This window comes from Methylobacterium hispanicum (assembly GCF_022179285.1).
Taxonomy (GTDB): Bacteria; Pseudomonadota; Alphaproteobacteria; order Rhizobiales; family Beijerinckiaceae; genus Methylobacterium; species Methylobacterium hispanicum.
Genome location: NZ_BPQO01000011.1, coordinates 121,906 through 135,813 on the forward strand (window position 1 = coordinate 121,906; position 13,908 = coordinate 135,813).

Here is a 13,908-nt window from a genome sequence, read left to right on the forward strand (position 1 = left end):
GACGGGTGCATCGCCCGGCGTCAAGTTTCGTTCCTTCGATACGCGGGGGACGCGCACCTGGGGCGCCCCCGGGGAGCTGGCGCCTTGCGTCGATTCCTTCTTCCATCGGCGCCTGCGCCGGAACACGACGGGCCATGACCGACCGACCGTTCGTCCACCTCAACGTCCTCAGCGATTTCTCCTTCTCGCACGGCACGCGCGGCGTCAGCGGCGTGAAGGAACTGGTCGCCCGCGCCGCCGCGCTCGGCCAGCCCGCGCTGGCCCTGACCGACGACATGAACATGTTCGGCGTCTACAAGTTCTCCTCGGCCGCGGCCGAGAAGGGGGTGCAGCCGATCGTCGGGACGAAGATCCGGGTTCGGGCGGGGGCGACGAACGTCTTCGGCACGATGCAGCTCCTCGCCCAGTCCGAGACCGGCTACGTCAATCTCTGCCGTCTCCTGAAGGTCGCGCTCTTTCCCGACGCCGAGGGTCGGATCTCCGCGCACAAGGACCGGTCCTACGTCCAGCTCGGCCATCTCCTCGACGCCGAGTACTCCCAGGACGTGATCTGCCTGTCGGGCGGCAAGGACGGCTTCATGTCCCGCATCTGGGACGCCGCCCGCCAGAACGCGCCGGGCGCGGCCGACTGGCTGTCCTGGGTCGAGGATCCGGGCGGTCTCGCGGCCATCTTCGGCGACCGCTTCTTCGTCGAGATCTGCCGAAACGGCGTGGAGACCGACGAGGATCTCGCCCGTGAGGCGTGGCTCATCGACACCGCCTACCGCCAGGGGCGCCCGGTCGTCGCCACCTCGCAGGTCCTCTACGCGGGCGAGGAGCGGCACGACGCCCTGGAGATCCTCTCCGCCGTCGCCCGCAAGGAGACGGGCTCCATCACGGTCGGCCCCGGCACCCTCCGGGCGCGGGTGGAGGCGCGCTACCACATGCGGAGCGACGCGGAGATGCGCGCGCTCTTCGCAGACCTGCCGACGGCCTGCGACAACGCGCTGGAGGTCGCGCGCTGCACCGCCTTCAAGGTCGCCAAGCGCAAGCCGCGCCTGCCGCGGTTCGACGCCGCCGGCCGCAGCGAGGAGGACGAACTCGTCCATCAAGCCCGAACGGGTCTGGAGGAACGCTTCGCCGAACTCGGCACCGGCGAGGAGGCGAGGCAGGAGTACCGCGACCGGCTCGAGTTCGAGCTCGACGTCATCGTCAAGATGAAGTTCCCGGGCTACTTCCTGATCGTCTCCGACTTCATCAAGTGGGCGCTCGCCCACGACGTGCCGGTGGGACCCGGCCGCGGCTCGGGCGCGGGCTCGCTCGTCGCCTACGCGCTGCGGATCACGAACCTCGATCCGCTCCGCTTCGGCCTCCTCTTCGAGCGCTTCCTCAACCCCGACCGCGTGTCGATGCCGGACTTCGACATCGACTTCTGCATCCAGGGCCGCGCCTCCGTCGTCCAGTACGTGCGAGAGCGCTACGGGAGCGACCTCGTCAGCCAGATCGCCTCCTTCGGCGAGATCAAGTCCAAGACGGCGATCAAGGACGCCGGACGGGTGCTCACGCACGAGCGGGACGGCGGCTACGGTTTCAACGAGACCGACGGGATGACCAAGCTCGTCCCGATGGTCCAGGGCAACCCGTACCCGCTCAAGCGCGCCTACGACGAGATCCACGACCTGCGCCAGTTCGTCGACGCCTCGGAGAAGACCCGCGTGCTGTTCGACAACGCGCGCAAGATCGAGGGCCTGCTGCGCCAGCGCGGGGTCCATGCCGCCGGCATCCTGATCGGCGACGTGCCCCTGGAGCAGCTGCTGCCGGTCACCTGGAACGCGACGGACGGCATGCCGCTCGCCCAGTTCGACCTCAAGGGCGCGGAGGACGTCGGGCTCGTGAAGTTCGACTTCCTGGGCCTCGAGACGCTCTCGATCCTGAAGCTCGCGCGGCAGTACGTGAAGGCCTCCCGGGGGGTCGAGCTCGACTTCGACAAGATCCCGCTCGACGACGCGGGCGTCTACGAGATCTTCGCGCGCGGCATGACGAACGCGATCTTCCAGTTCGAGAGCGGCGGCATGAAGCGCGCGCTCCGGGAGATGAAGCCGACGCGCATCGAGGATCTGATCGCAGCCAACGCGCTCTACCGGCCGGGCCCGATGGAGATGATCCCGGTCTACAACGACTGCAAGAACGGCCGCCAGGAGCCCGACTATCCCGAGCCGCGCGAGAAGACGAAGCCGATCCTGGAGGAGACCTTCGGGATCATGGTCTACCAGGAGCAGGTGATGGCCGTCGCCCGGGCCGTCGCGGGCCTGACGCTCGGCGAGGCCGATCTGCTGCGCCGCGCCATGGGCAAGAAGATCAAGGCGGAGATGGACGCTCAGAAGGCGGGCTTCGTGAAGGGCGCGCTGGCGAACGGAACGTCGGCGCGCACCGCGGAGGAGCTCTTCGACAAGATCGCGAAGTTCGCCGAGTACGGCTTCAACAAGAGCCACTCGGCGGCCTACGCGCTGATCGCCTACCACACGGGCTGGCTGAAGAAGCACTATCCGCACGAGTTCTACGCCGCGGCGCTCTCCTTCGGAGCGACCAAGACCGACGCCGCCGCCGAGATGTCCCTGGTCAAGGAGGATCTCGACGCCTTCGGGATCCCGCTGCTGCCCCCCGACGTGAACCGGTCGGTGGGGCGTTTCGCGCCGGAGCGCTCGGAGCAGGGCGCCGCCATCCGCTTCGGTCTCGTCGGCATCAAGGGCCTCTCGGGCGGCATCGACGCCATGGTGGCCGAGCGGGAGGCCAACGGCCCCTTCCGGACGGTCGCCGACTTCGGCCGCCGCACGGTGGGCCTGTTCAACCGCAGCCAGATCGAGAACCTCGCGGCCGTGGGCGCCTTCGCGGGCCTGCCGATCGTGGCCGGCGGGCCGCCGGAATCCAACCGCGCCAAGGCCGCGGCCGCCGCGCAGTTCTTCGCCAAGGGTGCGAAGCGCGAGGCGAAGTCGACCGACCAGTTCGGCCTGTTCGCGGCGGAGGAGACGGCCCGGGAGGAACTCCCGGCCGAGATGCACGCCACGGCCGAATGGCCCGACATCCCCGACCGCGAGTACCGTGCCGTCGGGTTCTACTTCGATCAGCACCCGCTCAAGATGCTCCGGCCGCGGATGGCGAAGGCCGACATGGAGAGCCCCGACGTCCGGGTCGGCACCCGCGGCTCGATCTACGAGGTCATGACGGCGCGGCGCGAGAGCGAGACGCGCGCGGTGGTCGTCGCGATGATCGAGAACGTGCGCAAGACGACGACGGAACGCGGGCCGCGCCTCGACGTCGAGGCCTCCGACACCGGGGGCAACTACCGCGTCTTCATCTACCCCAACCGGCGCGGCCAGACCCGGTCCCTGGACGAGATGCACGCGATCCTGGACGCGGCCCGGGGATCGCGCCAGCCCGCGGCGATCCTCGGGCGCATGGTCTGGCAGGCCGACGACCCGCGCCTCCACGTGGACGACGTGCAGCCCGCCAAGGACTTCCTCGCCCCGTACGCCACCGACGTGCGCATCGATCTCGACCCGCGGCGCATCCGGCTCGGCATGGCCGAGATGGGCGAGCTGCGGGCCCTGCAGCAGACCGCGTCCGAGGCCCGCGCCCGCCTCGAGCGGGCCGATGCCGGAAGCCAGGAAGCGCAGATCCGGGCCCGGGACGTGGCGGACGCCGAGGCCGCCGTGGAGACGCGTCGGCGCTCGCTCCTGGACGTGGCCGAGAACGCCCGCTTCGACCAGATCCTCGGGCTCGTCGAGCAGATGAAGCTGCCGCCCCATGCGCGGGAGGGCGTGCGCATCGACCTGTTCTGGATCCAGAACGGCCAGAAGCAGAAGCTCGCCCTCGACGGGCGCTTCGCGCTCACCACGGCCCGCAGGAAGGATCTCGAGGCCGTCGACATCGTCGAGCAGGTCCGGGAGTATCTGCGGGAGGACGTGAAGACCCAGGCGCCCGCCGGTGCCGCGACGCGGCGTCAAGCCGTGTCGCTCGCCCCCGCCGCCGTCCAGGCGGCCCGGCCCCGCGCGCGCACGCCGTCGGCTCCGCCGCCGCGGGTCGCCGTCTCCGCCCCCGTGATGCGATGACGCTCAGACGGGCGCGAAGCGCTCGCGGTAGCGCATCAGGATCGCGGTCCGGTCCGTCCTGTCCATGGTGATCAGGCGGTCCATGTCCCAGAGGAAGTTGATGTCGCGGCGCAGGAGGCCGGCGACGTAGAGCGCCATCTTCTTGTCGCCGCCCCAGGCCTGGGCGATCTCGGCCTCGCCGACGTTGAAGCTCTCGGGCACGTCGGCGATCTGAGGCACCAGTCCCAGGGTGACGGCGTCGCGGATGAACGCGTCCTTCTGCTCGTCGAACACGGCGCAGCGGACCCAGCCGATGCCGTAGGAGACCGGCGGGTAGCCGAGCTCCATCAACCGCGTCGCGTGGACGAACATCGTCCCCTTGTCGAAGCCGCGCACCCAGACGCCCTGCCACGAGGTGTGCGGGCGTTCCTCGCCCGCGCGTCCCTGGCTGCTCCGGCCCTTCTCCTCCGGCAGCGCGGCGGCGCGCCACAAGGCCTCCGCGACGATGCCGGCCGACCACGAGAAGTCCGAGAACCGGCCGCTCATGAAGTCGATGACGCCGTCCGAGCAACGGTCGACGATGGAGTCGCCGTAGGTCTCGCCGACGTAGGCGCCGCGCACGACGAGATCGGCGAACTTCGAGAGCTGCGTGAATTCGTTCTGCGGGATCCAGTTCCTGCTGCGGCGCTCGCTCTGGTTGGTCGCGTTGCCGAAGCCGAAGATCGGCGCGTGCCGGTCGTCCATCTTCTTCACGGCGATGTCGGAGAAGACCGGCTTCTCGCTGTCGACCACCCACTCCGACGGGGAGGCGAGCCGGCGCAGGCGGGACTTGTCGACGAACTCGAAGGGGCCCTGCGGCGCGGGCTGCTCGAGGATGCGCCACGCGTGCGTCAGGCGGGGGATGCGCAGGGTGATGCGCTTGGTGTCGCGGGGCGCGCGCACCATCGTGTTCGTGAATTCCTCGTAGGCCACGCCCCGCTTCAGCGCCTGCGCCGCCTCCTGGCGCGGATACTCGAATTCCGGGAGCAGGCCGCGCAGGTCGTCGCGCAGGGTCTTGCCCTTGAACGCCTCGTCGACGGACAGCCGCGGCCTGTTCTCGCGCAGGAGCCCGAAGGCGATGTTCATCACCCGGTAGAACAGCATGGTGAGGATCGCGCCGGCACGCTCCGGCGGCTCGTACTTCAGGTCGCAGTTCCACTCGCGGAGGGCCTCGCCGGGCCCGACCGGAAGGTACTTGTCGTGGCGGAGATGGGAGGCCTTCCACATCTCGGTCTTCCGGAAGAGCACCTCGTAGGGAAGGTTCGACCACCAGAGAACGTCCGTGGCGAGCTCGTGCGGCCCCGAGATGCGGTCGTAGGTCGTGCGGACCCCGTCCTCGGTCACCGTCGCGATCGCGTTTCCGGGGTCGTCCTGGGTGTCGTCGAAGATGACGACGCCGAACCGCCGGTCTGTCCCTTCCAAGGCCACGTGTCGCGCTCCTAGGCCTGGGGCAGGAAGGGCAGGGCGCCGAGGTAGAGCTTGAGGGTGGTCATCCAGGTTCGCGGCTGACGCGCCCCGAAGGGGCCGCCGGTGGAAAGCCAGAAGTCCACGATCTCGTTCATCCGGTCCTCGCCCGAGCCGCCCCTGCGGACGCCGGTCGGGAGGAGCCGGATGCCGTGGAGCCTCTCGTGGCGCTCCGCGTAGAGGTCGTCGGGCATCAGCATCATGATGTTGGCGAGGTCGGAGGGATTGCGGACGCCGCCCAGGAGCTCCTCGGCCTTGGCCCGCCGGTCGTCCAGACGCTTGAGGATCGCCGTGGCCACGTCCCTGTACTCCCGCAACACATCCTGGTCGGCGCGCGGACGCGCCGCGTCCGCCCCCGAGAGATCCGCCGCGCGTCGCGCGATCTGGCAGGCCCGCACGAGGCAGTTGAGGTCCGCCTGCTCCATCTCGGGGAGGAAGATCAGGACCCCTTCGCCCTTGTGCCCCGCGAGGCCGATGTGGAAGCAGGCGTGGCAGTACATGCAGGCGACCGCGAGGTTCTCGGGCCTGTTGTCGTGATGGTCGTCGTTGCGGTGATGGATCTCCTGCCATTTCTGCGATTGGAAGCCGCAGTACTGGCAGGTGTACTTCTGCGTATCGAGGACGCGCTGCCGACCCGTCTGGAAGACGTGGTCGGCTTCATGGGCGTCCGGGTCGTGCATGCGCCAACCCTGCGTCTTGCAGGACAGGACGATCGGCAGAAGCTTCTTCTGGGACATCGCGCGTCCGGACTCCTCACTGCTGGACGATCACGCCCTTGCCGACGACGACGACCCAGTCCGAACCGTAGCGGCGGATGGCCTTGACCTCGCCGACGCCCGGAATGATCTGGCCGACGCCCACCTCGACGACGCCGCCCCGGCCCTCGACGGAAGCGACGCCGCGGCTCACGCCCTTGAGCGAGAAGCCCTGCACGACCTTCGGCTTCGGCGGAGGCGTGCCGTCGTCGGCCGAGGCCTCCCGGTAGACCGCGCGGGACTCGCCCCGCCGGTCGGGGCGGCCCTGACGCTCGGTCGACGCCTCGCGCTGCACGCGCTCGGCGCGGCGGGGGTTCGTCTCGTCCCTGTCCGGCAGCGACGCCTGCGGACGCCGCGTCTCGCCGATGCGGCGCTCCAGGTCGCCCATCCGGTTGCGGAGATCGTCCCGCTCCGATTGCGCGGAGCGGGCGGCCTCGTCCTGTCGGCCGCGGAGCGCCGCGAGATCCGAGGCGATCGCGGCGAGCTTCGACTCGATGTCCGTCGACGGCACCGTGCGCCCGTTCAGTCCGCCGCCGAACGAGGGAGCGGACGCGGCGGCGGTGCGGGACGGCTCCGGCGGCGCGAATCCGGTGGCCGCCGGCTGCAACGCCGCGACCAGCTGCGGGGCCTGCGCCTGCGGGAGCTGGGCGGCCGGGAACGGCTGGGGCTGGATCTGGGCGGCGGGGAGCTGGGCCGCAGACGCCTGCGGCAGCGCGGAGCTCTGCGGCAGGCCCACCGGCCGGGGCTGCATGGGAAGCTCCGGCACGGAGACCGGCTGCTGTCCCGGAAGCGCGGGCAGGGCGGCGGCCGCCCCCGGAAGCGCCGGCCGCTGCTGCGCCTGCGCGGAGGGCGGAAAGGGGGGAAGCCCGGCGACCGGCTGCTTCGGCACAATCGGCGCGGCCGCCTGGATCGGCGCGACGTCGCCCGACGACAGCATGGGCGACAGGAGAGTCCAGCCGACGTAGCCGCCGCCGCCGATGGCCGCCGCCGCGGCGGCCGGGAGGGCGAAGCGCTTCAGACGATCGACCAGCGACGGCTTGGCCTCATCCTGCTCGTCCGCATTCTCCTCCTCCGGACCGGGCTCGTCGTCCAAAGTCAGCGCCGGATCGTCCTCCTGGCCATCGCCCTCCTCGTACGTCTCGTCCTCGCGGTAGAGGGAGCCCTTGGGGATCTCGCCCTGGCCCTCGTCGTCGCCGAACGGCATCACGACGTCGTCGTGACCGGCCGCCTCGGCGCGGTAGCTTCCCTTGGGCTCCGGCTCCTCGGCGCGCCGCCCGAGCGACGCGACGCTCCGGGCGCCGCCGAAGTTCGCGAACTCCTCGGCCGGATCGCCATCGGGTTCGCCGCCGCCGAAGCCGGCGCCCCGCGGGGTCGAGCCGCCGATCTCCTGCATGGACGCCCAGTCGCCCGGATCGGGCCGGTGGCCCTGAGCAGGCGGAGCGGATCGGACGGGCGCCTCGAAGGGAGGCGGCCCGCCGAAGGGGTCCCCTTCGAACTCGGGAAGATCGTCCGGTTCCGGCATCGCCTCCGGCCGCGGGCGCGCCGGAGCGGCCGAACGGACGGGAGCTGCCTGCCGCGAAGGCCCGGTCCCGAAGGCGTCGGCCGGATCGGGAGCTTCGTCCGCATCGAGGCCGAGGTCGAAGCCGGCGACGTCCATATCCTCGGGATCGCGGGCGGAGGCCCTTCTGTCCTTGGTCATTGCGGGGTCTCCGAGATCACAGGAAGAGGATGCCGACCGGCGTGCCGGCGCGGACCTTCACGGTCGTCGGGCGGGTGCCGAACACGGAGTTGAGCGTCGATCCGACCTGACCTGCGGCGGCGCCGCCCGCGACGAACAGCTGCTGCTTGGTGTTCAGCCTGGGCGTGGTGAAGGTCGAGCCGAACACGTCGCGGGTGTAGGTCGTGCCGCTCTGGGCCACGGCCTGTCCGAAGCCCTGCAGGAAGGCGGCGCTGAAGCCGAAGGCAACCTTCTCGAACAGGCGCCGGTCGACGTCCGTGGCCATCGCGGTGCCGAGCTTCTCGGTGTCCACGGCCACCGCCTTGAGCTGGACCACCCTGGCGGGCTTCCGGTTCTGGCGGTCCTCCGGGACCGTCATCCGATCGAACTCGAGGACCAGGGCCTCCTGCGCGACCCGGAAGGTGCCGATCAGACGCGAGCCGGCCAGCGGCCCCTGCAGGACCTGCACGAGAACGGGGCCGGGGGCGTCGGAGTTCGCCTCGCCGATCGTCTCGGCGTAGAGGATCGTCCCCGGCAGCGGCAGGGACGGGTCGAGCCCCGGGGGACCGGACGCGCCGGCGATCGTCTGCAGCTGCCGATCGCGCTCGCTCTCGGCCGCGACCTCCTTGTGGTCGTGGAAGTACGTGACCGACGCCGTTCCCGGCTTGTCCTCCGCGATGGCGCGCATCTGCTGGGCCATCAGCTCGACGAGCGGATTGCGCTCCGGTCCCGCCGACTGGATCGGGGCCCGGACCGGGTTGGTGTTGATCACCGGCGGGCGCGACACCAGCAGCGGGTCGACGGCCGGCGCCGGCTCGGAAGGCGCCGGAACCGCCAGCTGGACGGGCACGATCATCGGACCGTTGCCGTTCGGCACGGCGACGAGCGTCGGTTGGGTGCTCCCGCCGTCCCGCTCGGCCGCCTCCAGCCGCTGGCGATCGGCCGCGCGCAGGTTCTCCGCATATTGCGAGGAGACCTGGCTGCCGCCCTGGATCGTCTGGGTCGTCGGCGGGATCGCGATCTGGGACGAGGCCGGCTGCTCGCCGCCGCCGCCGAACATCACGATGCCGACGGCGCCGGCCATGACGACGCCTGAGAACACGAGGAACCTCCGACCGCCCTTGTTGCGGAAGACGCCGCTCTTCAGATTCGAAACGAAACCGCCCTCGGCCATCGCATCACCTCGAGATTCTGACGGTGGCCATCTGGCCGTCGCGGGAGACGATCAGGACGGGGGCATCCACGATCTGGTAGACGTTCACGCCCGAGACGTGGGACGACTTGGCCTTGAAGATCGGCGACAGGAGCTGGTTGGGCGTGCGCACGTAGAGCAGCCCGTCCATCCACCACGCCTCGACGTCGCCGCTCGTCGTGCGCATCCGCTCCGCGCCCCGGGGCGGGGTGCCGTCGAGGAAGGCGATCAGCGCTCCGTCGCTCGTCGGCGCCAGGGCCGCGCCGCCGACGGCGTCGACGGCGGCGTTCGGACCCCGCAGCTTCACCCGGACGTCCGCGCGGTAGTCGACCTGGGCGTCGCCGGTCCGCAGCGTGAAGGCGACCGGGACCGGATTGTTGACCAGGGTCACGATCATGTTGGACTCGAACTGCTGCTGCAGCGGAGAGATCACGACGATGTTCGTATCCCCGGGTTTGCCGGCGCTCTCGGCCTTGGCCGCGAGGTTGTTGCCGACCGTCACCGCCAGGACCGGCCAGGGGCGTCCCGTGATGTCGGAGAAGGTCAGCGAGGTGGCCTTGCCGGCCTGGACGCGCACGACGGGCGAGATCTCGCCCGGCTTGAGGGACACGTCGATCGAGCGGTTGATCGGCGTGCTGGGCGAGATCGGGAGGCTCTGCGCCTTGCGCTGCTCCTCCATGATCGTGCGGAATTTGCGGATCTGCTCGGGCGTCATCGGCCGCACGGCCTGCAGAGCCTGTTCGAGGGCTTCGTCCGAGACCGCGACGGGTTTGCCCGTGCCCGCTGGCGGAAGGGACGGAAGGTCGAGGCCCGCCGGCTGCGCGGACGCGGCGGCGGGCATAACGAGGAGCGCTGCCAGAAGCAGGGGTCCGATGCGCATGGATGTCACCGTGGGGAACGGACGCGTCGTCATGGCCGTCACCGGGCCACGATGGATTGGATGCCGAGGCTTTGCAGGTTCTCGGTCTCGGGTCGGCGGATGATGGTCGCTTCCACGAGGAAGCTCTGGCTCGCCCTGCCGGAGGCGCTCTCGTAGGTGACCAGCATGGGGATCTCGATGCGCCATGCGTACTTGCCCCCGATCAGGCCCTGCTGGACCACGACCGGCGCGGCGGTGGGCACGGCGGTCGACACGAACTTGCTGTTGATGATCGCGTCGAGGACGCCGCGGCCGCGCAGGGCTTCCTGGAAGCCTTTCCAGCCCGGCTCGGTGAAGTTGAACCGGATGTCCTGGAGCTGCTGCGGGTAGTTCGAGAAGCTGAGGGTGAAGGCGCCCGTCAGGGCGCTCGTAGCCCAGGTTAGCATCTCGTTCTGACTGTTGAGGGGCTTTTCCAGCGTGACGAGTTCCCGAACCCCGCCCATCGGGTCCTTCGCGATGACCTTCGTCTCGACGGGCCGGACCGCGAGGTAGACGTTGGCGACGGTGAGGAGCGCGATGAGACCCAGCGCGCAGTAGAGCGTGCGCAGCAGGAAGATGAAGCGCTCGCGGCTGTAGGCGGAGCGGCTCAGTTCGGTGGCGACCGCCTCGTCCTGGTGGTGGCGCGCCCCTTCCGACAGGACCGCGCCGCTCCGCGAGCGCATCGCGCGCGCGATCTCCTCGGGGTCCGCCTCGCGGACGGCGGAGCGGACGACGCCGACGTCGTGCGCGGAGGAACGCGCCGGCGCGGCGCGGCGCTGCCCTCTCGTTCCTTTGACGCGCGCGGCGTCCGCCATGGAATGGTTCCTCGGGGGTCGATGGTGAAGGAATGCCCGCCGCATTCCACGCAAGGGACGCTTTTTCCTTGACGCAGCTTCATTTGGTCCGAAGAGTTGGGTGGCGTCAACACGGTTCCGTTCCTTCGATATGCTCCAGCCTCAGTCCGAACGACGGCCCTGGGATGAGACAGATCTCGACCTCCTGATCCGTTGGTGGATGTGGGAGCCGAGCGTCGTCGTCATCGCGATCCTGCTCGGCCGCTCGACCTCGGCCGTCCAGACGATGGCCTCCCGCAAGGGTCTGCCGAGGCGCGACATCGAACCGGAGACGCATCGCCGTCGCTGGACCGAACAGGAGAACGCAGAATACGACGCCGAGAAGCGGCGCCTGCGGCGGGAGGACGGACGCACCCCGCTCGTCGAGCTCGCGCATGCCCTGCGCAAGAGCCTCGACACCGTGGCGATCCATTTCCTTCAGGAAGTGGGCACCACCGAGAACTTCCTGCGCCATGCATGGCTGCCCGAGCCTCCGCGGCTCGACGAGGGCCGCCAGTCGCGCCGTCTGGAATGCGCGCCCGTCGATCGGCGCAAGACGCCGATGATCCGCAAGTGCCTGAGCTGCGAGAAGGGCTTCTGGTCCGAGGGAGCTCACATCCGCCGATGCCCGAACTGCAAGGCGGAAGACGAAGGCTTCTAGGCGCCGCCCCGTACGGCCGCACCAAGGAACCGTACGCCCCGGCCGCAACTCTCGGGATGCCGTGCGCTCGCGCGAAGGAACGGCGACCGATCTCGGCCGTTTCCTTGCGGGCGCAGGCAACGTGCGCCGGGGGACCGTCTACCGGCCGTCGTGACATCCCAGACTGCCGTCTCCACGAGACGCACGACTCCGCGGCGCGGGCTGGACGTCGCGGACCGGTGCCGCCCCCGGACGGGAACATGCGGTCGGGAGCGCGCTTCCGACGGACATCGCGCCCTGGCTGCGCCGTCGCGCAGCGCGGTTACAGGTCCCCGTCCTCGCGGCCGGGGCTTCGGGAGGCAACGATGGGCGGATGTGAGGGCAAAGGTGCGCGTCGCCGGGAGACGGACGGCCGGCCCAAGCTCGGGCGGGTGGCAGCCCTGCGCATCGGCGCCGCCCTGAGGGACGTCTATGCCGCCCGGACGAGCCAGGCCGAGATGCCCGCCGACATCAGATGCCTGATCGGGAAGCTCGAGCAGGCGGACGCGGAAGGGCCCGCGTCCGCCTGACGTCGCCCGTCACATGCCCGGGGGACGGACCGCGACCGGACGGGGTGCCACGCGCATCCCGGCCTCGCCGCCCGCAAGACTCGGGCGCATCGGCGGAGCGCTCGCGGCGACCGGCGACGGCGAGACGGATCCCACGGACGGCATGCTCGGCGGAGCGCTTGCGGGCCGGGGCGGCATGGACGGCGCGGGACGCAGGTTCGGCATGGCCGGACGCGGCGGGATGCCGCCCGTCGGAAGGCCGGCGGCGACCGGCGTCGCGGGCGTCTCGACCACCACGGCCAGGGCGGCCGCCGCCGCGGCATCCAGGCCGTCGGCGTCCGAACCCTCCTCGTCGCTGCGGTCGTAGCCGATCCGCTCGCTGAACTCCCGCTCGAGGTCGGCCGCATCGTCGGTCGGCGCGCCCCAATCCTCTTCGTCGTAGGGAGGCGGCGTCTCGTCGTGCGGATCTGCGGCGGGGCCGTCATAGGGGGCGTCGGACGCGGGCGGGATCGGAGCCGAAGCCCGTACGGGAGACAGGGACGGACCGGCCCCGAACGGGTCCAGAACGTCCTCGGCTTGCGGCTCGTGCGCGCGGGCGACCTGCAACGGAAAATCGATCACGCGCCCGATCGGCGCCGCCGGTGCCTCGCCCACCGGGTTCTCCGGCGCGACCTGGGAGACGGGATCGGAAGACTCCTCGCGACCGGCATATGCCTCCTGCGCCTCGAACACGACATCCCTGACCGGCTCCGGATCCTGAGCCGGGAATTCAGGGGCCGACAGCTCCTCCAGCGAGGATGCCTGCTCGGGGATCAAGTCGTCGCGGGCATCCGCGCCCGAAGCGGATGCGGGCGAGGCGGCTTCGTCGCGGACCTCGTCGGGGGCGATCTCCGATCCGATCGCCTCCTGCGCACGGACGGGCCCGACGGCCGGGGCGGTCTCGCGCGCCGGCTCGGGAGCAGGAGGAGGCTCGACGCTCCGCTCGATGGCCGCGGCATCCATCCCGACGACCGCATCTTCGATCGGAAGAGGCGGGTTGGCCTGGAAGTGCGCGAAGGCCTCCTCGAAGAGCCTACGCCGCCAGTGGACCTTGCCGCGGTCGGCCTTGTAGGGGCTCGCGTCGAGCGTGAGGCCGTCGACCGCGGCGAGCGTGGCCTCCGCCATGATCTGTTCGGCTTCGGGACGCTTCAGCATGTCGAACGTCACGCCGAAGAAGTCGTCGGGCATGACCACGTCGTAGGCCGACAACCGCCGGGCGAGCATCTCCGTCAGGCTCGGCCGCTCGTCGTCCTGCGGGATCCGGCCGGTCTCGTGGGAAGGCGGCGAGGCCTGCTGGCCAGGAACGGCTGCCGGTCCGGCGGCCCTGGGCGGGGGGAGGGACGGGCTCCCGGACGGAGGCGCTCCGCCCAGGGCCGCGTGCGCCCCGCTCGGCGATCCGGGCGCCGGCGCGCCCTCGAGGCGCAGATCGTGCTCCTCGACGAGGAAGCCCTCGACGAACCCTTGTCCGAAGGCCGCGGCGCAGGCCTCCGGCTCCTGCTCGAAGGGCTTGCCGATGACGTCGAGCATCACTTCGACCACCTCGGGCCGACCTCCGATGACATCCGCGGTCATCTCGCGGGCCTCGGAACGAAGAGCGGCGTCGATCTCCGTCAGCCGGGCGATCTCGCGGCGGACGCGGAAGGAGGCGGCGAGGCGGAGTTCGACGGGCTCGAGAGCCTTCAGGCTGCTCATGGTTGCCATCCTGCGGGGTTCCGA

General features: G+C 70.6%; 10 protein-coding genes. 3 read left to right on the forward strand and 7 right to left on the reverse strand.

Annotated features, from left to right (window positions below; all coding sequences use genetic code 11):
• Nucleotides 1-134 precede the first annotated feature (134 nt).
• A complete protein-coding gene (gene dnaE / locus MFF56_RS14560; protein ID WP_238230227.1) occupies nt 135-4,088 on the forward strand; it encodes a DNA polymerase III subunit alpha in 3,954 nt (1,317 codons plus the stop codon).
• A 3-nt stretch (nt 4,089-4,091) separates the two neighbouring features.
• Here dnaE and MFF56_RS14565 read toward each other — a convergent pair whose 3' ends face one another.
• The 6 genes from MFF56_RS14565 to MFF56_RS14590 form a co-directional block, all read right to left on the reverse strand.
• Nucleotides 4,092-5,534 carry a hypothetical protein gene (locus MFF56_RS14565; RefSeq protein WP_238230228.1) on the reverse strand — a complete coding sequence of 481 codons (1,443 nt, stop codon included), beginning with the start codon at nt 5,532-5,534 and terminating at the stop codon, nt 4,092-4,094.
• Between the two features lie 11 nt (nt 5,535-5,545).
• Nucleotides 5,546-6,307: an HNH endonuclease gene (locus tag MFF56_RS14570; protein WP_238230229.1), complete on the reverse strand. Its 762-nt coding sequence runs from the start codon at nt 6,305-6,307 to the stop codon at nt 5,546-5,548.
• 16 nt (nt 6,308-6,323) lie between these two features.
• Complete coding sequence (locus tag MFF56_RS14575) at nt 6,324-8,024, reverse strand: hypothetical protein (RefSeq protein WP_238230230.1); 1,701 nt, start codon at nt 8,022-8,024, stop codon at nt 6,324-6,326.
• A 16-nt stretch (nt 8,025-8,040) separates the two neighbouring features.
• Nucleotides 8,041-9,144, reverse strand: a complete 1,104-nt coding sequence (locus MFF56_RS14580) for a DotG/IcmE/VirB10 family type IV secretion system protein (RefSeq protein ID WP_238230231.1) — start codon at nt 9,142-9,144, stop codon at nt 8,041-8,043.
• A gap of 76 nt (nt 9,145-9,220) precedes the next feature.
• Nucleotides 9,221-10,114: a DotH/IcmK family type IV secretion protein gene (locus MFF56_RS14585; protein ID WP_238230232.1), complete on the reverse strand. Its 894-nt coding sequence runs from the start codon at nt 10,112-10,114 to the stop codon at nt 9,221-9,223.
• Nucleotides 10,115-10,152: 38 nt separating this feature from the next.
• On the reverse strand, nt 10,153-10,947 hold the full coding sequence (locus MFF56_RS14590) for a DotI/IcmL family type IV secretion protein (protein WP_238230233.1): 795 nt from the start codon (nt 10,945-10,947) through the stop codon (nt 10,153-10,155).
• Nucleotides 10,948-11,146: 199 nt separating this feature from the next.
• Here MFF56_RS14590 and MFF56_RS14595 point away from each other — a divergent pair, with 199 nt between their 5' ends.
• Together MFF56_RS14595 and MFF56_RS14600 are read left to right on the forward strand one after the other, a co-directional pair.
• On the forward strand, nt 11,147-11,626 hold the full coding sequence (locus tag MFF56_RS14595) for a hypothetical protein (RefSeq protein ID WP_238230234.1): 480 nt from the start codon (nt 11,147-11,149) through the stop codon (nt 11,624-11,626).
• A 344-nt stretch (nt 11,627-11,970) separates the two neighbouring features.
• Nucleotides 11,971-12,174 carry a hypothetical protein gene (locus MFF56_RS14600; RefSeq protein ID WP_238230235.1) on the forward strand — a complete coding sequence of 68 codons (204 nt, stop codon included), beginning with the start codon at nt 11,971-11,973 and terminating at the stop codon, nt 12,172-12,174.
• Nucleotides 12,175-12,183: 9 nt separating this feature from the next.
• Here MFF56_RS14600 and MFF56_RS14605 read toward each other — a convergent pair whose 3' ends face one another.
• Nucleotides 12,184-13,884 (reverse strand): hypothetical protein, encoded by a 1,701-nt coding sequence (locus tag MFF56_RS14605; RefSeq protein ID WP_238230236.1) that lies wholly within the window; start codon nt 13,882-13,884, stop codon nt 12,184-12,186.
• Between the last annotated feature and the right edge of the window lie 24 nt (nt 13,885-13,908).